Source organism: Pedobacter paludis (assembly GCF_003173575.1).
Taxonomy (GTDB): Bacteria; Bacteroidota; Bacteroidia; order Sphingobacteriales; family Sphingobacteriaceae; genus Pedobacter; species Pedobacter paludis.
Genome location: NZ_QGNY01000003.1, coordinates 235,781 through 257,342, shown reverse-complemented (window position 1 = coordinate 257,342; position 21,562 = coordinate 235,781). Strand labels below are relative to the sequence as shown.

The following is a 21,562-nucleotide window of genomic DNA, read 5'->3' as shown; positions in this document are numbered from 1 at the left end:
AATATTATGAAAAGAAATATACTTTTATATACATTACTTATTGTATGTATAATATGTGGTACGAATGCCTATTCGCAAGAAAGAAATATTATTGTGAATGGTAGGGTTATCGATAAAGACACTAAACAGGGCGTTCCAGGTGTATCTGTTGTTTTGCAAGCCACAAATAAGGGTTTAACGCAAACCAACGGCGATGGAAAATTTTCGGCCAGCGTGCCTGTTGGTGGAACACTATTATTTAAATTTTTAGGATACAATACTGCATCGGCTAAAATTACCGATCAAACCAATATTACGGTTACCATAAGTGAAGATCGAAAAGATTTGAGCGAGGTTATTATTGTAGCTTACCAAAACAGACCTAAGGAAACTACTGCAGGTTCGGTAACGGTGCTTACTGGTAAAGATGTATCAGATATTCCCGTATCCAATATAGAAACGCTTTTACAAGGTAAAGTACCGGGATTAAATATTCAGAACAATACAGGTGCACCAGGCTTTAGGGGTTCTGTACAGGTTCGTGGTCTTTCTAGCTTAAGTATTTCTGGTAGTGGTAACGATTCGTTTTTACAACCAACCTCTCCATTGTATATTATTGACGGTGTGCCATTGGATGCTGATAAAGCAGCCGAATTTGGTTTTCAAACGCAAGGCCCAGGTGTTAGCCCGCTTTCTTTGATCCCTCAAGAGGACATCGAAAATATTCAGATTTTGAAAGATGCTCAGGCAACCTCAATGTATGGATCTAGGGGTGCTTATGGTGTAATTATTATTACTACAAAAAGAGGTAATTCAAAAATTCCACGTATTAAATATGTATCGAACTTTTTCGTTAATGCACCGCCAAAATTACGTGAAACTTTAGGTGGTAATTCTGAAAGATCTTTAAAAATTCAACAGATTATTTTAAATGCGCAAAACATCGATCAAATCAGAAGGATTAGTAATACCCCTTTCTTGGCCGATAGTTTAAATGCATATTGGAACAACTCTACCGATTGGCAGGATGTATTTTATCAAACTACTTATAACCAGAGTCATAACTTGGCTTTAGATGGTGGTGATCAAAAATTTAACTACAAAGCCAATATGGGGTATTATGCTGAAAAAGGCGTAATTAAAAACACTGGCTATAATCGTTATAACCTAAACATGAACATGGAATTTAAACCGAACGATAAATTTAGATTTTTCGGTTTTGTTAATGGTTCGGTTGGTAAACAGAATAAAGGTAATGGAGCCGGATTATTGCAATCGGGTGTAGCTTCTAATGGGCAAGCATCTACACTTTTGCCTCCGCCTTCTTTCTATCAGGCATCTGGTGGTGTATTATCTGCTTTGCAAACTTTAAATGATAACAACTCAAGAAACTTAAGAACGAATATTGACGCCCGTTACGAATTTATTCCAGGTTTAGCAGCATCATCTACTTTAAGTTATGATTATACATCAGATACTGAAACCACATTTACGCCAGCAGTTGCAAATGGACAGTTTGCTAAACTGTACGATTATGCAGGTAGAAATTTCCAATTGTATAATAGAAACTCGATCACCTATGCAAAGACACTAGGCGAAAAGCACAACTTCTTTGTAAACACATTTAATGAGATTTACAAACAGGGCTCTCAAGCAACCATAACACAACAGGAAAGAATTCCGAACGATCAGCTTCAAGGCCCAGTTGGGTATGATGGATTTTACTCAAGAGGTGGTGGGGTTTTAAGTAACTATAGAAATGCAACCATTGCATCATTTGCAGGATCGTTATCTTATGATTACGATAAAAAATATGTGGCTGAGTTTTCTTATCGCTTGGATGGTACATCATCAAGTGGTTTGGAAAATCCATATTCAAAAAACTCATCTGTTGGTTTAAGATGGAACTTCAACAAGGAAAACTGGCTGGTTGATAAAAAATGGTTAGACTATGGTAGCTTAAGGTTAACATGGGGCCAAAATATTGCGCCAACGGGAAACCTTCAAAGTATATATGGTATTTATAACTTAAATGGCAACTTTAACAATACACAAACCATTGGTATTAATTACGATTTAATTCCTAACCCGGCATTAAAACCAACAACAACAAGTCAATACAACTTAGGTTTCGATTTAGGGTTTTTCAACAGATTCTCTATCGTTTTTGATACTTACTTCAAAAAGGTTGACAACTTATTGTTCGATCGCTTCTTATCTAATACAACAGGTTTCTCTCGTTTAGCAAGTAACGATTTGGGTATTGCGAATTACGGTTCGGAAATCAGCTTAAATATCAAAGCCATTACAAGCAAAGATTTTGATTTGTCATTCTCTGTAAACGGCGCATATAATAGAGATGTTTTATTAAAACTTCCTGAAGAATATAATGGCCAATATATCCGTTTCGATGGATCAGCTTATTTACAGCATATTGTTTACCGTGTAGGAAGAAATACCTTATCAAACTATTTGCGCATAAATCAAGGTGTTTATGCCAACGATTCAGATGTGCCAACAGATCCGGTTACGGGTAAAAGATACCAAACTAACGGTACTTTCTTTAACGCCGGAGACCCAAGGTTGAAAGATGTTAACGGAGATTATATTTTAGATGGTAGAGATTACGAAGTAACAGGAAACTCTCAGCCATTATTTACAGGCGGTTTATCATTTACCATGAGGTATAAAAACTGGGGTTTAAATGTTTATGCAAGTTATACTGCTGATCGAACAATCTTAAACAACGCCTTAGCAGATCGTATTGCCATCATGAGAGATCCATATGCATTAAATGCAGTTGTACCTTTAAATGATTTAAACATCTGGATGAAACCGGGAGATGATGCTAAATATCCATATCCTTATGATTACAGTCGTTACGGAGCTGTTCAACCATTGAGAGCCGATCAAACTTTATGGCAGGAAAGTGGTTCTTACTTGAAAATTAACAACTTAACACTATCATACATGTTCGATAAAAAGTTAATCCGCCGTTTTGGATTAGCCAATTTGAGAATATTTGGTTCTACCAACAACTTAATTACTTTCTCAAAATATAGCGGGCCAAACCCAGAAAACGTAACCACACTGGGAAGAGATATTTCTAACGGATACCCTGTACCACGTACTTATAATATTGGTTTAAACTTAGAACTTAATACAGGCAACTAAAAAATATTATTATGAAAAAAGTTATCATTTATACTTTAGTTATTGCAGCATCGTTTTGCTTGCCTGCATGTAAAAAGTTTTTAAACATACAGCCTTTAGATAAATTAACCGGGAATAATTTTTTCCAATCTAAAGAAGATGTTGTTGCCAATATTTATGATTTATCGCGAATTGCTTTCGGCAAAATGAACGAAACGCATTATGTTGGAGCAGTTGGAGAATATAGATCTGGTGAAGTTTTACACGAAAGCCAGGCAGATTTGGCTCCGGCAAGAGAGTTTGTAGAATACTTAGGTAGAAACGACATTTTAGGTTTAATTAGAGGCGGTCAGCCTTGGGATTTTTACAACTTTGGAAGAATTACCGATTGGAATGGTTATTATCAGGTTATACAAGGTGCAAATATTTTAATCGCAAAATTAGATGAAGGCATCCCTGGAGTATCCGATACAGAAAAGGGACAGTTTAAAGCTGAAGCCGCATTTATTCGCTCGCTTTGCTACTTTACTATGGTTAGGTTATACGGAGACGTGGTGTATTATACTGATGCTTTCCACTCAGCTGCCTTGCCAAGAGAAAATTTTGTATCGGTATTAAATAAATGCATTGCAGATTTAAATGGGTACAAAAGCCAAATTCCATTTACTTACGCTGATCCGGCATTAAAAGGAGTGAGGGCCAATAGAGGCAGTATCATTGCTTTGATGATGGAAATGAACATGTGGAATGCTGGTTTTGATGGTGCCAATGCCAATAAATATTATCAAGCTACCGCAGACTTAGGCAAAGAACTGGTTGGCAGTAATGCTTATAGATTATTGCCACTTAGTGAATGGGCATCTGTAATTAAGGGCCGTTCTGATGAAAGCTTATTTGAATTTTATCAAAGTATAAATTATGGTGACGCAGTTTTAAATGTTGCGCCAATTGCCGATATGTTTTTGCATTATCCATACAAAAGACCGGAATATACCCACCGTGTAAGTTTTGCTTATTACAGAGGAGAGTATATGCAGAAAATTTTTCAAGATGGAAGTGATAAAAGAATTAGCACCTGGTTTAACGAAGATATTTTTACAGATAATGGAAAGTTTATGATGCTAAAATTTGCTAAAAACTCATTCATTACAGGTGAGGAAGATGCAAATCCAGATAATACTTTTATGATTTTTAGATATGGCGGCGAGCTATTATTATATGCTGAAGCCTTGGCAAATTTAGGTCAGGATGCAGATGCCATTACTATGGTAAATAAAGTTAGAGATCGTGCACAGGCATCAAAATACAGTGGTGGTGGTGGTACCGAATTAAAAGATTTTATCTTCTTCGAAAGATCAAGAGAACTTATCGGTGAAGGTCATCACTATTTCGATTTGGTAAGAACAAAACGCATTTTAAGTAGCCAATGGTCTTACAATGTACTTACTTCGGATAAATTTAGTCGTGGTGCTTGGACTTGGCCGATCAGCTCAAATGCTTTAAACAACAACCCTTATATGAAGTTGAACGATTATTGGGTTAACGGTGGTAATTAATTATAATAACAAAAGATATATGAAAAAGCTAATTTTTGCTTGCGTTGCTTTACTTTTATTGCTAAATGCTTGTAAACGAGATGAGTATTATAATGATGGTGGTTTAGCAGATCCTAATTATCCAGGCAACATGCTTCAATATTTGCAAGCTAAGAAAGTTCCTTTCGATACGGTAGCTAAAATTGTAAAACTGGCCGGTATGGAAAACGAATTTACTAAAGATGATTTTACCTTTTTTGCATTTGATGACGATGTAATCAAAAGAACAATCGGAACGATAAGAACAGATGGTTTAAATAATTACCTGTTTTATTCTGGAAAAGATACGGTTAAAACACTGGATCAGATAAGTCCTCTAATCTGGAAAAGATTTTTGCAACGCTATATGTTTAAAGGTGTAAATAGACTTAAAGATTATCAACAAATAGATTTTGATGTTAAATCTGTTTACCCTGGTGGTTTGTATTATTCTTTAGGTGGTAACATTTCAAATATTGGAGTAACCTATGCTACAGCCAATAACATTAAATATATAGGCTACCGTCAATTGGTTTTAACTTACATACCCGATGCTTCAAAACCAAATGACAATTGGTATAGCAATGCCGTATCATCGTCTGATATTAAACCTACAAATGGTGTGGTGCATGCTCTAGCTTATAATGGTGCATATTTCGGATTTGCCAGATACGATTTTTTTAGTGATGTGTATTATAGTGGTTTAACTCCTTCTAATCCATCTAATTAAGGCCATATTAGGTTTACCTCAAGAAATTAAACGATGAAAAAAATTAATTTAATATTCGCAATAATTGCCTTATTAGCTTTCAGCTTTCAAGGATGTAAAAAGGCAGAAGAAGCAATTCCGGATCCTTATGCAGATGCAAAATCGCCATTGGGCGTAGCCATTTCGCAAACTGATGTTCCAGTACCTGCGATAGGTATAGTTGGAACAACCGTAACCATTAAGGCAACCGGCTTCGACAAATTCAAAGATCAATTAACCTTCATGTTTAATGGAGAAAAAGCTGAAGTTGTTGGTGTAACCGCTACAACAATAACAGTTAAAGTACCGGCATCTGGAAGTACTGGTGTAACCTCAATTGCTATAGGCGATCAATTATTTATAGGTCCGCTTTTCACAGTAACGGGTCTTATTCAAATTGATCCTACTTTTAAGGCAACTGCAGGTACCAATGGCTACGTTAGTCAGGTTTACGAAATGCTTGATGGCAGAGATATAATCGTGGGTAACTTCACAAATTATGATAATAAAGGTGGTGTTGTTCCAATAAATAGAATAGCCAGAACATCTGCCGATGGCGAATACGATCGTACCTTCCGTACAGGTAAAGGATCCAATGGAGGATTGGCTAGGGTATTGGAAATTGGTGGCCGTTTTATTATTGCAGGTGGCTTTAGTGGCTTTAACCAACGTACCGAGAATATCAGCAACATTACCAGCCTATTTACAAGCGGTGCTATTGATACAGTTAAAATCCAGACTAAAAGGAAGCCAACCCTAACAGATACAGTTACACAAAAATGGTTTCCTAAATTTAATGGTGGTACCAATGCCTATATCAATAGAGTGTATGCGCACCAGGGAAAAATTTTGGCAACAGGTAATTTTAGATATTATGTTAAGAGAACTTATGATAAGTTTAATTACGATTTTTCGCGAGATACCGTTATATTAGATAGTACTGAAATTAGACAGGTTTTACGTTTTAATTTAGATGGTAGTTTAGATAAAACCTTCCGCTTTAATACCGCTACAAACAAAGGGAAAGAAAGTGGAAACGGTAATATAGACAGCTATATGCATACAGATGCCGATAAGTTGGAAAAATTAGTGGTGTTTGGCAGTTTCAATACTTTTGATGGACAACCTGCAAATAGAATTGTTAGATTAAATCCTGATGGAAATATTGACCCAACATTTACACCTGGTAGCGGAGCAGATAACGTAATAAGTTCTTGTACATACAACGCAACAACAAAAAAATACGTAATTACTGGAAGCTTCACTCAATATAATGGGAAATTGGCTATTGGTGTTGCGGTTTTAAATGAAAACGGAACTTTAGATGAATCTTTTGTTTCTAGGGCCTTTGAGGGTGGTCAAGCCAATTATGCTAAACAACTTACAAACGGATTGATCGTGGTAAGTGGTTATTTTGTTAAATATAATAACGTAACCCGTAATGGTTTTATGGTATTAACACCTACAGGAACATTGGCCGCTGGTTACAACTCAACCGGACCGTTTAACGGAAGCCTTTCTGATATTGTAGAAACAAAATCAGCTGATGGAAAAAAAGCATTGTTGTTAATTGGTGGTTTTAATCGTTTTGATAATCAACCTTTAAATAACATCATTAGAGTTACCATCGAATAATAGATTAAGCTAACCAAAATATAAATTAAGATGAGCATGATGAAAAAATATAAATTATTGATTGGCTTAATCGCAACAATAATCACTACGTCTATATTCTCTTGCAATAAAGATTTCGATAGAACAATTGGAGATAAGAACGCAAGTGATACAACAACAGTAAAATACGGAAACCGCAAGGTTTTGTACCTAATTGTTGATGGTGCAAGAGGCCAATCGGTTTTGGATGCGAATACACCAAATATCGATGCAATTTTACCAAACTCTATTTACAGTTGGGTAGGGTTAAGCGATCCTGCATCTACTGCAAATGCAACAAACTGGGCAAATATGCTAACCGGTGTTAAAAAAGAGAAACACAAGGTTACAAGCGATGCGTTAACAAATAATGATCTACAGAATTATCCTATTATTTTTAAAAGGATTAAAGAAACAAGCGCAAAATCAAAAATCGTTACCTACACTTCTTCAACGGTATTTAAATCGTTAACAACAGGAGCAGATGTTAGTAATCTGTTAGCTGATGATGATGCGGTTAAAGCAGCTGTCATAACCAATTTAACCAGCGATACGGCATCTGTTGTTGTGGGTCATTTTACAGGTGTTAATACTGCTGGTGCAACATCTGGGTATGATATTTCCTTTCCTGCTTATAAAACAGCAATAGAAAAATTCGATACCTCGGTAGGCGATATTTTAACCGCATTAAAAAAACGCCCTAATTATAATAATGAGCAATGGCTGGTTGTTATCGCTTCGAGTGCAGGTGGACAGTTTACTTTACCTGCAAATGCAGATGATCAAACTATTTTTAGCCAACCCAAAGCAAACTCATTTGTAATATACTATTCACCAACCTATAAAAAAAGAATTATAACCAAACCATTTACGGGTAACCGATACTTAGGTAAAACAATTCGTTTTCAGGGTCAAAATATCAGAGCTCAGGTTGATGCTGCAGACGCGAATGTTTACAACATCGAGGATACCACTAAAATGACCATTGAGCTTAAGGTTAAAAAGAACGCGGATAAATTTTTCTGGCCAAGTGTTTTGGGTAAACGTAATGAATGGTCTAGCGGTCACCCGAGCGTAGGCTGGGTTATCTATTTAGAGGATGCATATTGGTACTTTGAATGGAGGGGTACTAAAGATGGCGATTACCACCAATGTAGAGGTGCCAATATTGATAAAGGCAAATGGGCAAATTTATCTGTAAAAATAGAAGTTAGAAACGGACAAAGATTTGTTCGTACCTATACCAATGGTAATTTTAACAACGAAGTAGAAATTACAGGTTCAGGTTCCTTAGCGAATTCAAATCCTTTAAAATTGGGCTATTTAAATGGAAATGGACATGGTGAGCCAGATGTATATGTGAGTGATATCCGTTACTTCAAGTTTTCTGTACCTGATGGAACGATTGCCAACTACGCTTGCCAAACGTCTATCGATCAAAGTCATCCTTATTTTAATTTCTTGGTAGGTTACTGGCCAGCAACAGATGGTAATGGTAATATTATGGCCGATTTGAGTTCTCAAGCCCATGATTTTAAATTTCAGGGAACGTACACTTGGGAGAATTTTAATGATTTGATTTGCCCACCGGCACCAGAAACATTGGCGGTATTTGTTCCACAAACGAGCGATATCCCAGCACAAATTATAAACTGGTTAAAGATTCCAAACAAACAAACTTGGGGACTTGATGGCCGTGTATGGTTAGATCAATAAACAGAATATCTGATAATTAAAATATCATAAAATGAAAAAATTTATATACATCGCACTGATCAGTCTAACCATCTTTGGTGTTTATTCTTGTAGCAAGTCACAAATTGATGATTTGAAGTTGCCAGACGCAACCACCAGAAGCATTACGGGCGAGGGTATTGTTGCCTCGAATGTTTCAATAGACAACGAATATGTGAAAGTACCTTTTAAAATTTCTTTAACAGGAGTAGCAGAAGAGGCTTTTCAGGTTGGATTAACTTTAAATAACGATACGGTTACTCAGTTAATCAATAACGGAACCATTACCAATGCCATACTTATGCCATCTGCTGCTGTAGAATATCCAAACGTAATTAATGTTGCATTTGGAACAGATAATAGCGAAGGTATTGCCATTGTTCGTAGATCAGTACTCGAACGTAATTATGGTAAAAAAATCGTATTTGCATTAAAGTTATCAGCGCCTGGTAAAGGAAATAAAATTGCTCCAGGCAAGTCTACCATATTGGTAATTATTAATACATCAGATTTATTAAAACCAACCGACCTGCACTATTTAACTTTAAACGGAGGAGGTACGTATAATGTGGTTTATCAAGGCAATTATATTATAGGGCCAGCAGGTGTAACCATTCCTCTTGTAGTAAGTTTAGAGAACCAACCGTCTTCAGCTTTTACGATAAAGATTAGAGATAACGTAGATACCATTGCCACTTTAGTTGGTAAAGGAACTTTGCCTGCAGATGCAATTCATTTAGCAGCTAAAGATTATACGCTTGACACTGTAGTTCGATTTGCTACTGGCGCATCCAGTGCAATTGTGAGGCTTCAGATTCCATGGCCTGTTTTTGATGCAAATATTGCCGCAAATAAAAAATTCGCATTCTCTTTAAATATTCAGCAATCAACCAATCATGTTATTCACCCAACAAAAAGTAAATTAATTGTAGTGGTAGATCCTAACGTGAATTTTGATAATAACTCTTACATAACCGGTAATGGTACAGGTTTAAGAGCTAAATATTATACCAATACCCAATTGGATCCAGATGATGGCCGTGCCCCATTCGCAACCAGAATTGATGAGCAGATTAATTTCAGTGGCGATGGATGGCCTGATGGTGTTAAAAATACCGCAGGCGTACAATTAAGTAGAGATAATTATGCTTCTAGATGGACTGGAGAGTTTTTAGCTCCGGTACGTGGAACGTATACCTTCTATCAAACCCGTTGGGATGATGGTGCCCGATTATATGTAAATGGCGTTGAGCTGGTAAATGATTACACCACACAGTGGGATAAGGATTACAGAAAAGGTACCATATTTTTAGAGCGTGGTAAACGTTATAAAATAGAGGCACATCACCGAGAAAATGTGGGTGGTCAGCAGGCTTACTTAGAAATTGAAGTGCCAAATATTTTGTCGAAAAGAGTAATACCAAAATCTCAATTATTCCCAGCACCTTAAATATTAATTAGATATGAAAAATAACGTAAAAAGATTATTCGGTATCCTATCATTATTAATACTTATTGTAATTACAACAGTAAAGTGTAAGAAGGATACAGTAGAAGAGGTTCCGGTTATTGATGAGCCTAAACCAACTGCAGGTTTTGATTATACTGTAGCAAGCCCAACAAAGTTTTTGGAGTACCAGTTTACAGGATCATCTACAAACTACACAAGTTTATTGTGGCAGTTTGGTGATGACAGTACATCCGTAGCGGTTAGTCCTAAACATGTATATCGTTTCCCGGGTAAATATAAGGTTACCTTAACAACTAGAAATAGTCAGGGATATTCTGCAGCAAAAGAAGTATTATTAAACATTGTTGATCCTAATTTCGATCCAACCAAAATCGGTGAAAATTACATTCAAACTATTGGTGGTATTTTCTCGGTAAACTTAGAGGCTGGCGCTGGTCCAGATTCTGGTGAGGGGTCTAAAAAGCTTGTTGACGGCGATACCAAAACCAAATTTTTACAAGCTGGTTTTGATGGTACACAAAAATGTACTTTCGAGCTAAAAACTCCTCAAGTTGTCGGTGCTTATACATTAACTTCGGGTAATGATGCGGAAGATAGAGATCCAAGATATTGGATTTTGCAGGGGTCTTTAGATGGTATTCAATATACCGATCTACATACGGTAACGGTTTGTCCTTGGGCAAATTCAAACGAAAGAAATGTTACCAAAAGATTTTATTTCGACAATTTTGTTGCCTATAAATTCTATCGTCTTTATATTAAGGCCAATAGGGGCAGTAGGGTTTTCCAACTATCAGAATGGACAATCAATAAAAAACAACCATAAATTAACGTTTTGGTTTACACACAATTGAGATACATGGAGCATTAGCTTCATGTATTTTTTTTGCGAGTCAATTGGATAACCATATGCTCAATGATTCTTTTTATCAATTATTTAAAATTCTTTGGGCTTTATGGGAATTTAAACCATATCATAAAATAAAAATTTATACTTTAGTAAAACGTTTAACTAGCTCAAATGCTGTTAAAAACCAAATATCAATCTTTACACAACACACATTATGAACAAAACCAAAACCATTAAACTTCTAAGCATGTTAGGATGCTTATTATTAGGCAGTATGGTGCATGCACAAGATCGGAAAGCCCCGGCGTATCCGTTAATTACCCATAATCCAAATTTTAGCATCTGGTCTACTACCGATAATCTTACAGAAAGTGCTACGCAACATTGGACTGGAGCTGATCACTCCCTTTTAGGGATGATTAATGTTGACGGTACAACCTATCGTTTTTTGGGTAAGGAAACCGTAAGCTACAAAACAGTTTTGGCCACTTCTGATGAAAAGGAATATCAGGTTAAATATTCAATGACCGAACCTGAAGGAGATTGGAAAGCCTTAAACTACAATGCAGATGCATGGAAAACCGGGTCTGCACCAATTGGCGACGAACCAAAAAATGTAAAAACATTATGGAGATCGCACGATATTTGGGTGAGAAGATCATTTAATCTTACAAACCCCGCTTCAATAAACGAATTGTTTCTAAAGATCAATCACGATGATAATATCGAAGTGTTTTTAAATGGAAAAAAAGTTTATACTAAAGAAGGTTGGACCAGCAGTTTTCAATACATTGCTTTAAGCAATAGTGTTAAAAGCACCTTAAAAACAGGTAATAATGTAATTGCAATCCATTTGCTAAACACTGCCGGTGGTCGCTTTCTTGATTTTGGTTTAGCAAATAAAGAAAAGGACAACGCACAAAAAGTACAGTTGGCAAAACAAAAAAGTGTAGATATGAATGCTACACAAACCATTTACAACTTTACCTGTGGCAAAGTAGATTTGAAATTAACTTTTACCTCTCCTTTATTGCTTAAAGATTTGGGTATTTTAGCAAGACCGATTTCTTACGTTACTTATCAGGTTAACGCCAACGACAATAAAACGCATCAGGTTAAGGCTTTCCTAAGTGCATCATCCAATATTGCGGTTTATAGACCATCGCAGGCCGTGACGGCGACTAAATATGCCACAACTCAACTATCCGTTTTGAAAACCGGAACTGTAGAGCAACCGATTCTTCAAAAAGCAAGTGATGACATGCGAATTGATTGGGGCTACTTTTATGTAGCAGCGCCAAAATCAAGCAATAGCATTCAGTTTGTAACAACTGAGAAAGATGCGGCTGATGCTTTTAGAAATGGAAATTCTGCATCGACCGCTAAACAAGGGAAAATGCTTGCACTTAATACGGTTATTCCTTTTGGTGCAGTGGGAAAAGCCCCTGTAGAAAAATTTGTTGAATTAGGTTACGATGAAATCTATTCGGTTCAATATTTTAAAGAAAATTTAAGGCCATGGTGGAATACTTCGGGTAAAGAAACCATAGAAGGACAATTAACCGATGCAGCCACAGATTATAAATCGGTTATTGCTAAATGCGAAGAATTTAACAGATCAATGTATTCGGATGCATTAAAATCTGGTGGAAAAGAATATGCCGATCTTTGTGTTTTGGCTTATCGTCAAAGTATCGCAGCACATACATTGGTGAAAAGTCCACAGGGAGAGATCTTATGGCTATCTAAAGAGAACAATAGCGGTGGGTTTATAAATACTGTTGATGTAACCTATCCATCAGCTCCGCTATATTTAATATACAACCCTCAATTGCTTCAGGGAATGCTAAACGGAATTTTCTATTTTAGTGAAAGTGGTAAATATCCTCATCCTTGGGCAGCACATGATTTAGGAACTTATCCTTTGGCAAACGGACAAACGTATGGTGAGCCAATGCCGGTTGAAGAATCTGGAAACATGATTATTTTAACTGCGGCAATTGTAAAAGCTCAGGGAAATGGCGCTTATGCAAAAGAACATTGGAAAACATTAACCACTTGGGTAGATTATTTAACCAAGGAGGGTTTAGATCCGAAAACACAATTATGTACCGATGATTTTGCGGGTCACTTGGCTCGTAATGCAAACTTATCTGTAAAAGCAATTGTAGGTATTGCCTGTTATGCTCAAATGGCCGAAACTTTAGGTTATAATGATGTTGCAAAGCAATATAGAGCAATTGCAGAAAGCATGGTTCCAAAATGGATTGATATGGCAGAAGCTGGTGATCACTATGCATTAACTTTTGATGATAAAAATACCTGGAGCCAGAAATATAACCTAGTTTGGGATAAGGTTTTAGGATTAAATTTATTCCCTCAAAAAATTTATGATACCGAAACAAAATACTATTTAACGAAGCAAAATAAATTTGGATTGCCATTAGATAGCAGAAAAGCATACACTAAAAACGACTGGATTTTGTGGACAGCTACCTTTGCGCCAACCCAAAAAGAGTTTGAAGAAATTATTCACCCTGTTTACAGACATGCAATTGAAACTGACTCAAGAGTACCCTTAAACGATTTTTATGATTCCAATACTGGGATTCGTGATAATTTTAAAGCAAGAAGTGTGGTAGGTGGTTTCTATATGAAAATGTTGAGAGACAAACTAGCGAAGTAATTATTTACCCCAAATAAATAACAATTAAGGCTCTGCAATTTGTGGAGCCTTTGTTGTTTAATATGTGTTTTAATGTTTATTAAAATTCAAATTCAAGCTGGTTGCTTTCGGGCTTTTCAATAGAAGCATCATCGTAAAACCGAGAAAGCGTTATACCCAATAATCGTACCTTCTTAAAGCCAATTTCGGCATCGTCCAAAAGCTTTATAGCTTCTCGGTAAATTGTTTCTGCTTTGTGTATGGAAAAAGAAAAAGATCTACTTCTTGTAATTTGTTTAAAATCTTCGAACTTAATTTTTAGCGTAACCGTTTTGCCCTTAAGATTATATTTTTCGAGCCGTTTGGCCACTGTTTCACTAATTTGCTGTAACAGGCTATGCATTACCGAGTCGTCATTTGTATCTTCAGAAAGCGTATCTTCTGCACCAACCGATTTGGTTTCTCTATTCGATTGAACAGGTCTTTCATCTATTCCACGCACAACTTTGTAATAAAACCTGCCCGATTTACCAAATTGAGCGACCAATTGTGACTCGGATAGTTTCTTTAGATCAGCTCCCGTAATAATCTGCATCGATTTCATCCTAGCCGCAGTTACCTTGCCAATCCCGAAGAATTTCTCAACGGGAAGCTTCTCCATAAAAGCTTTTATTTTTGATGGGCCTATGAAAGTCAAACCATCAGGTTTATTCATATCAGAAGCTATTTTTGCAACAAATTTATTAACTGAAACACCTGCAGAAGCCGTTAAATTAAGTTCATTTTTAATGGCGTCTTTAATGGACTGGGCAATATCAATTGCTGATCCTATACCCATTTTATCTTCTGTTACATCTAAATAAGCTTCGTCTAATGATAAAGGTTCGATAAGGTCTGTATAACGGTGAAAAATTTCGCGGATGGCCCTCGAAACATTAGTATAAGCATCAAATCGCGGATAAACGAAAATAGCGGTTGGGCAGAGTTGGTAAGCTTTACTGCATGACATTGCCGATCGTATTCCATACTGACGGGCTTCATAACTCGCTGTAGCTACTACACCACGACTATCAGGCTTGCCACCCACAACAATGGGTTTTCCGCGATACTCAGGAAAATCGCGTTGTTCTACCGATGCATAAAATGCATCCATATCAATATGAATTATCTTTCTTAATACCCCGGAGTTTTCTTCTGACATTAATGATAATTTATTGTTGATTAATCGAATTTTTAAAATGTAAACCTGAATTGATTTTCAGGTATTCGAGATAAAGATAATTTGCCCTAAATTTCGCGATTTTTATCCTCAATATTAAATTAGATTTTTTTAAGCCAATCGCATCTGTACATAATGGAAGGTTTTAATCATGATTTTAAATAGGTTAAATGTAAAATAGAACTAAAATTGGAAACGAAGCATGTATGTATTTTTAAATTTTGGTAAAAGATTTTTATTTGTAGTTTAGTTTAATTAATGCTCAGATATTTTTATGTTAGATTTTTTTGGCAACTATTATTATTATGCTGTTCCTTTACAAATCCTGGCCATTCTTCATGCTGTTAAAACAGGAAGAAAGGATTGGTTGTACTTACTCATATTTCTGCCCCTAATCGGAACCCTTATATATTTTTATGTAGAATTGTTGCCCGAAATTGGTCGTGGTACATTCTTAAATAATCTTCAAAAATATTTTCTTCCGAAACAAAAAATTAAAAACTGGGAACGCAAAGTTCAAATTACGGACAGTATTACCAATAAACTGGGTTTATCAAGCGCATATGCAGAACAAAGGCAATACGACAATGCTGTTGACATTGCTCTGGAATGTATGAAGGGGCGATATGCAGATGATCCGGTTATAATTTTACATTTAGCAAGGTTATATTTTGAAAGCGAAAAATATTTAGAAAGCCTTAAATACTTTGATACAGCAAAAGCGAAACTAGGTAATCATTTCCGCATACCCGAAGATGAGTTGCTTTATATAAGGGCGCAGGAAGGTTTAGGGTTATCTGAACGTGCAGAGGAAGGCTATCAGCGCATTATCCGAATACATCATTCTTTGGAGGCACGCTATTACTATGGCTTGTTTTTAAAAAAGAATAACTTTAAAGCGGAAGCAAAAGAACAGTTTAAAACACTCCGTGAAGAAATCAAATTGCTTCCAAGATATCTTCGAAGACGGAATTCTTATTTGGCAATACGCTCTTTTAAAGAGATGCTTTCCTTAAGGTAATAATAGACTTATAAAAATTACCTAGATTATTTATTAAAAATATGGAGAGAGCAATTCGCTTTTATAAAAACGCAAAAGGCCAGTGGTATGCAGATATACCCGAATGGAATGGTGATTTAGAAGATTTGCAAATGGTTGAAGGTGCTGATACTTTGCTAGAATGGGTATCAAAATCTAAAGAAGAGTGCACACTTTTAATGGCAGATAACCGAATCGAAGATGCAGAAATTCTAACTTTGATTTATGCAAGAGAAACAAATTTAGGTGGCGGTGGCGATTATATTTTAGAAACCTTTCAGGGCGATTTTAAAAACCACAAACTCTGGCTTTGCAATGTAACAGAATTTGTATTTAAACAATTGCCAGAAAAAATATACTTTAAAGAAGCTTAAGCCCGATTTATTAAGATTGAAAATTTGTATGTTTAATCGCATCGGAAAAAAATTCAAGGCGATTAAATCAAATCATTGGTTAAAATTTAATTTAGAAGAAAATCGACTTTATTCAATAAGGAATCCATTTCAAAAGGCTTTTCCATAAAATCATTTGCCCCTGCATCCAAAGCAGATTGTTTAATGTCCCGGCTAGCAGAAATCATTAAAACTGGAATGCCTTGATATTCTGGATCGCTTTTAAGTTGCCTGCAAATATCCCTTCCATCGTAACCACTCATCCAAATATCCAATAGAATTAAATCCGGTTTATTCTTAACCGCATCAATTACGGTACCGCCATCGTAAGTATATTCCACTTCATAGCCCATAACTTCCAGTATCATCGTAACAGCATCGACAATACCTTCGTCATCATCGGCGATGAGTATTTTCTTATTTTTCATTCGTAGTAGTCCTAGAAGTTTGCCATATCAAACAACAAATATGAGTAAAAGTATATACGTATTAATACCTTTTCAGTGCTTTTTGTTTTCGAAATTATTTTTTATTTCAAAATGATGAAATAAGCTTGGTTATTACCCAATATAAAATGTTAATATAAAGCAAATACAACACTTTTTTTAGAAATTTTATAGTTTATATTTACAGCGTAATTTCAAACTAATTAGGGTAGGTATCCAAAATGGACAGTATTAATATAAAGAAATTAGCCGAAGCGTTAAATTTATCAACGTCTACAATTTCTAGAGCCTTTAGAGATAATAGCGACATTAGTGTTGCCACTAAAGAACGTATATTAGCCAAAGCAAAAGAGTTAAACTACCAGCCTAACCATTACGCCAGTAATTTAAGAGAACAAAAAAGTAAAACGATAGCTGTTATTGTTCCAGAATTGGCAAATAATTATTTCTCGCAGGCCATTCACGGAATAGAACGGGTTGCTAGAGAAAATGGTTACCATATTTTAATTTATGTAACCGACGATGATTACAAAAAAGAAGTAACCTTTATCAGGCACTTGCATAATGGAAGAGCAGATGGAATTATAATGTCGGTTTCCGGCGAGGCAAATGATCATAACTACTTAAATAAATTTGGAGCTAAACGATTGCCCCTGGTCTTCTTCGATAGGATTTACGAGGATATAGAAACGCCTAGAGTTATAACCAACGATTATAACAGCAGTTTTCTGGCCACCGAACATTTAATTGAACAAGGCTGTAAGCGAATTGCCTATTTGGTAGTTAACAAAAGTTTATCTATTGGTAAGACCCGGATGCAAGGTTACATAGATGCATTAGCAAAGCATGGAATTCTGTTCGAAGAAAACCTGATTGTAGATTGCAGCAATAGTTATGAAGAAAATAGCGTAATCATTAAAGATGCGTTAAATGAATTAAAACCCGATGGCGTTTTTACATCGGTTGAGCGTTTGGCCTTTGCTACCTATTATGCTTGCTACGACTTGGGAATTAGTATTCCCGAAAATTTAAAAGTAATCAGTTTTTCGAGTTTGGAAATTGCGCCTTTGCTAAACCCGTCGTTAACTACCATTACCCAGCCAGCAACCGAAATCGGAGAGGAAGCAGCCAGTTTGTTATTTACAATTTTGGATGATCACGCAGATAAAAATCTTCCCCGAGAAATCGTTTTGGAATCAAAAATTATCATGAGAAATTCGACCTCCAAACATCCTAAAAAGCCATAAAAAATCAGTGCTTTTTTTGCCCTAAAAATTTCAAAAAAAATCTTCACTTAGTGTAAAATACGCAGAATTTCGAATAATTTTCGGGAACGTTCCCGAAAACGCTTTCAATTTTGTGCTGTTTTTTTCGGGAACGTTCCCGAAAAAGTGTTAAAAAATAGCTTAGTGTAAAAATTACACTTTATTTTAATATTTTGTATTTCTATTATTCTGATTATCAATTAATTATAAATTATTAATTTATATTATGATATTTTGATGATGCAAGAATACATCCAAAATTAACACTAATTATAGCCTGAGGTTTTGGTGAAAAATATATTTTTTAAATATATTTTGAATTCTCATTAAGTGCTGTAAATTAGGCCTATGTGTAAACCACTATAATATTTAACCAAATTTTTATACTTTAAAGAGCTTCTAATATGAAAGTATTTTACCTGTTAAAACAGGGGCTTTTGGTGCTGTTAGTTTTTGCAGCGCTAATCGTAAAAGCACAAACCGGGTCAATATCTGGTAAGGTGCTTGATGAAACTGGCCAACCTTTACCTGGTGCTTCCGTTGTAGTTAAAGGAACAACCAGAAGTACCTCTACTGATGTAAATGGTAATTTCAAACTTACCGGATTGTCAAACGGTTCAGTAACCTTATCTGCAAGTTTTATTGGTTATCAAACCTTAGACAAAGCAGTTAGTGCTTCGGCAAATGCAACCGCAAATTTTCAGTTGGTACCCGATGCGCAAAAACTTAACGAAGTTGTTGTAATTGGTTATGGTACGGCAGAAAAGAAAAACTTAACCGGATCCATTACTACAGTAAATTCTAAGGATTTCCAAAAAGGTGCAATAACCACACCTGAACAGTTAATTCAAGGTAAGGTAGCGGGTGTTAACATCATTTCTGGTGGTGGTGCTCCTGGTGGAGGTAGCACAATCCGTATTCGTGGCGGTGCATCATTAAACGCAAGTAACGATCCACTAATCGTGGTTGATGGAGTTCCATTTAGTGGAAACAGCATTGGTAACGCACCAAGCCCACTTTCGTTAATCAATCCTAACGATATCGAAACTTTTACAGTTTTGAAAGATGCGAACGCGACAGCAATTTATGGATCAAGAGCATCAAATGGCGTTATTTTGATTACGACCAAAAAAGGTGCCTCTGGAGCTCCTCAAATTAATTTCAGTACTAATAATTCTATTGGAACTGTAGCGAAAAAGGTTGATGTGCTTTCTGCAGATCAAGTTCGTGCATTTGTAAATGCAAATGGTAACGCAGCACAAAAAGCCTTGTTAGGTACAGCAAGTACAGATTGGCAAGATGAAATTTATCAAAATGCATTTACAACTGATAATAATTTAAGCATTGCAGGTTCTTTCAAAGGTGTTCCTTATCGCGTTTCTGCCGGATATTTAGATCAGGATGGTTTAGTGATTAGCAGTAAGTTAAAAAGAGCAACAGGAGCTTTCTCTATTGCGCCAAAACTTTTTTCAGATCACTTAAAAATCGAATTGAATTTGAAAGGTTCATTATCAGACTCGCAATATCCAAACGATGGAGCAATTGGTTCAGCAATTCAATTTGACCCAACTCAACCTGTATACGCAACCAATAAATTCGGAAACTATTTCGAATGGATTACTACAGCCGGTGTGCCTAATCCAAATGCACCTCGTAACCCTGTTGCATTAATCAGACAACAAGATAATCACGGTAATGCGGCTAGAAGTTTTGGTAATGCTAAATTAGATTACTCTTTCCATTTCTTACCAGAATTACACGCAGTTGTTAATGTTGGTTATGATTATTCAAAAGGATATGGTCGTACAATTGTTCCAACATTTGCTGCACAAAGCTATTCTACCGAAGGTTCATTCTCAAGAAGATTAAACACAGAGATGAACAAATTCTCTGAGGCTTATTTAACCTATGCAAAAACAATCGGACTAAGCAAATTTGATGTAACTGGTGGTTATGGATATTACGATGATGCAGTTACCAATTACAATTTTGCAACTTATAGAGGAACCGGAGTTTTACAAACTACTCCTGTTTTCCCTTTTTCTGTTGATCAAAATAAATTGCTTTCTTACTATGGTCGTTTCAACTATACCTTGGCAGACAAGTATATATTATCTGGAACAATGAGGGCTGACGCTTCTTCAAAATTTGCAGAAAATAATCGTTGGGGTTATTTCCCATCAGTAGGCTTTACCTGGAGAATAATCGGCGAAGATTTCTTAAAGGATAGTAAAGTGCTTTCTGATTTGAAATTGAGATTAACCTACGGTGAAACTGGTAACAAAGATGGTATAGGTAACTACGATTACTTATCAAAATACTATGCAAATACCAATAATGGTCAATATCAAATTGGCAATACCTTCTATAACTATTACAGTCCAGCAGGTTACGACCCAGATTTAAAATGGGAAAGTACCACAACCTATAATGCCGGTTTGGATTACGGTTTCTTAAAAGGAAGATTATATGGAAGTATTGATGCTTATTACAAAAAAACTAAAGATTTATTAAGTACAGTAACCATTCCAGTTGGTACAAACTTCAGTAATGTTTTAACAACGAATGTTGGTAACATGGAAGTTAGAGGTGCTGAGGTAAGTTTAAATTATGTGGCTATTAAATCCGAAAATACCACTTGGGATATAGGTGTAAACGCAGCTTACAATAAAAGAAAGGTTACTAACCTAACCCTAAATCCAAATTCTGGTTTCAAAATTGATGCCGGCGATATTACTGGAGGTACAGGTATTCACTTAAAATACAATGCAGTAAATCAGTTACCAGGTTCATTCTATGTTTATAAGCAAGTATATAACGCTGATGGTAAACCATTAGAGGGCGTTTATCAGGATTTAAATGGTGATGGTGCTGTTAACGATGCGGATCAGTATTTTTATAAATCTCCAGATCCAGTAGTTACTTTAGGTTTCAATACTTCGTTCACATACAAAAAATGGACAGCAAGTACAGTGCTTAGAGCAAATATCGGCAACTACGTTTACGATAACATTTCTTCAAACTTCGGTATCAGAAATAACGTATTAAGTACTCAGGGTATTTTAAATAATTCGACTACAGATTTATACAACACTAATTTCTCAGGTTCATCAGGCGTTCAGTATTTGAGTGATTACTATATCAGAAATGCTTCTTTCTTAAAAATGGATAACGTTGGTTTATCTTACAATTTAGGAAAGCTGTCGAAAACTGGTAATACATCAATGCGTATCTCTGCAAACTGCCAGAACGTGTTTGTCGTATCTAAGTATAAAGGCATTGATCCTGAGTTGGTTTCGGGTATCGATTACAATTTATATCCTAGACCAAGAACATATACTTTGGGTTTAAATGTTGGTTTTTAATTAAGAAAT

Annotated in this window: 14 protein-coding genes; 12 read left to right on the top strand and 2 right to left on the bottom strand. The window is 35.8% G+C overall.

Annotated features, from left to right (window positions below; genetic code table 11):
* Nucleotides 1-6: 6 nt before the first annotated feature.
* From DF947_RS09190 to DF947_RS09155, 8 genes are all read left to right on the top strand, one after another.
* On the top strand, nucleotides 7-3,153 hold the full coding sequence (locus DF947_RS09190) for a SusC/RagA family TonB-linked outer membrane protein (protein WP_109929410.1): 3,147 nt from the start codon (nucleotides 7-9) through the stop codon (nucleotides 3,151-3,153).
* An 11-nt stretch (nucleotides 3,154-3,164) separates the two neighbouring features.
* Nucleotides 3,165-4,688: a RagB/SusD family nutrient uptake outer membrane protein gene (locus tag DF947_RS09185; protein WP_109929409.1), complete on the top strand. Its 1,524-nt coding sequence runs from the start codon at nucleotides 3,165-3,167 to the stop codon at nucleotides 4,686-4,688.
* A 19-nt stretch (nucleotides 4,689-4,707) separates the two neighbouring features.
* Nucleotides 4,708-5,436, top strand: a complete 729-nt coding sequence (locus tag DF947_RS09180; protein WP_109929408.1) for a hypothetical protein — start codon at nucleotides 4,708-4,710, stop codon at nucleotides 5,434-5,436.
* Nucleotides 5,437-5,469: 33 nt separating this feature from the next.
* The gene (locus tag DF947_RS09175; RefSeq protein ID WP_109929407.1) at nucleotides 5,470-7,089 is read left to right on the top strand and encodes a DUF5008 domain-containing protein; all 1,620 of its coding nucleotides are present in this window, start codon (nucleotides 5,470-5,472) and stop codon (nucleotides 7,087-7,089) included.
* 30 nt (nucleotides 7,090-7,119) lie between these two features.
* Complete coding sequence (locus DF947_RS09170) at nucleotides 7,120-8,823, top strand: DUF4983 domain-containing protein (protein WP_109929406.1); 1,704 nt, start codon at nucleotides 7,120-7,122, stop codon at nucleotides 8,821-8,823.
* A 31-nt stretch (nucleotides 8,824-8,854) separates the two neighbouring features.
* Entirely contained in the window at nucleotides 8,855-10,291 is a 1,437-nt protein-coding gene (locus tag DF947_RS09165) for a PA14 domain-containing protein (RefSeq protein WP_109929405.1), read from the top strand.
* Nucleotides 10,292-10,304: 13 nt separating this feature from the next.
* Complete coding sequence (locus DF947_RS09160) at nucleotides 10,305-11,138, top strand: PKD domain-containing protein (RefSeq protein WP_109929404.1); 834 nt, start codon at nucleotides 10,305-10,307, stop codon at nucleotides 11,136-11,138.
* Nucleotides 11,139-11,376: 238 nt separating this feature from the next.
* Complete coding sequence (locus tag DF947_RS09155) at nucleotides 11,377-13,848, top strand: glutaminase family protein (protein ID WP_109929403.1); 2,472 nt, start codon at nucleotides 11,377-11,379, stop codon at nucleotides 13,846-13,848.
* 79 nt (nucleotides 13,849-13,927) lie between these two features.
* Here DF947_RS09155 and dinB read toward each other — a convergent pair whose 3' ends face one another.
* Nucleotides 13,928-15,028: a DNA polymerase IV gene (gene dinB / locus DF947_RS09150; protein WP_109929402.1), complete on the bottom strand. Its 1,101-nt coding sequence runs from the start codon at nucleotides 15,026-15,028 to the stop codon at nucleotides 13,928-13,930.
* A gap of 292 nt (nucleotides 15,029-15,320) precedes the next feature.
* Here dinB and DF947_RS09145 point away from each other — a divergent pair, with 292 nt between their 5' ends.
* Both DF947_RS09145 and DF947_RS09140 read left to right on the top strand, forming a co-directional pair.
* Nucleotides 15,321-16,067 (top strand): hypothetical protein, encoded by a 747-nt coding sequence (locus tag DF947_RS09145; protein WP_109929401.1) that lies wholly within the window; start codon nucleotides 15,321-15,323, stop codon nucleotides 16,065-16,067.
* A 41-nt stretch (nucleotides 16,068-16,108) separates the two neighbouring features.
* Nucleotides 16,109-16,459, top strand: coding sequence for a DUF6717 family protein (locus tag DF947_RS09140; RefSeq protein ID WP_109929400.1), 351 nt, complete (start codon nucleotides 16,109-16,111; stop codon nucleotides 16,457-16,459).
* 86 nt (nucleotides 16,460-16,545) lie between these two features.
* Here DF947_RS09140 and DF947_RS09135 read toward each other — a convergent pair whose 3' ends face one another.
* Complete coding sequence (locus DF947_RS09135) at nucleotides 16,546-16,905, bottom strand: response regulator (RefSeq protein ID WP_109929399.1); 360 nt, start codon at nucleotides 16,903-16,905, stop codon at nucleotides 16,546-16,548.
* A 239-nt stretch (nucleotides 16,906-17,144) separates the two neighbouring features.
* On the opposite strand from DF947_RS09135, the gene DF947_RS09130 reads away from it, so the two are divergent.
* Both DF947_RS09130 and DF947_RS09125 read left to right on the top strand, forming a co-directional pair.
* Nucleotides 17,145-18,170: a LacI family DNA-binding transcriptional regulator gene (locus DF947_RS09130; RefSeq protein ID WP_109929398.1), complete on the top strand. Its 1,026-nt coding sequence runs from the start codon at nucleotides 17,145-17,147 to the stop codon at nucleotides 18,168-18,170.
* A 422-nt stretch (nucleotides 18,171-18,592) separates the two neighbouring features.
* Nucleotides 18,593-21,553: a SusC/RagA family TonB-linked outer membrane protein gene (locus DF947_RS09125; protein ID WP_109929397.1), complete on the top strand. Its 2,961-nt coding sequence runs from the start codon at nucleotides 18,593-18,595 to the stop codon at nucleotides 21,551-21,553.
* Nucleotides 21,554-21,562: the final 9 nt, after the last annotated feature.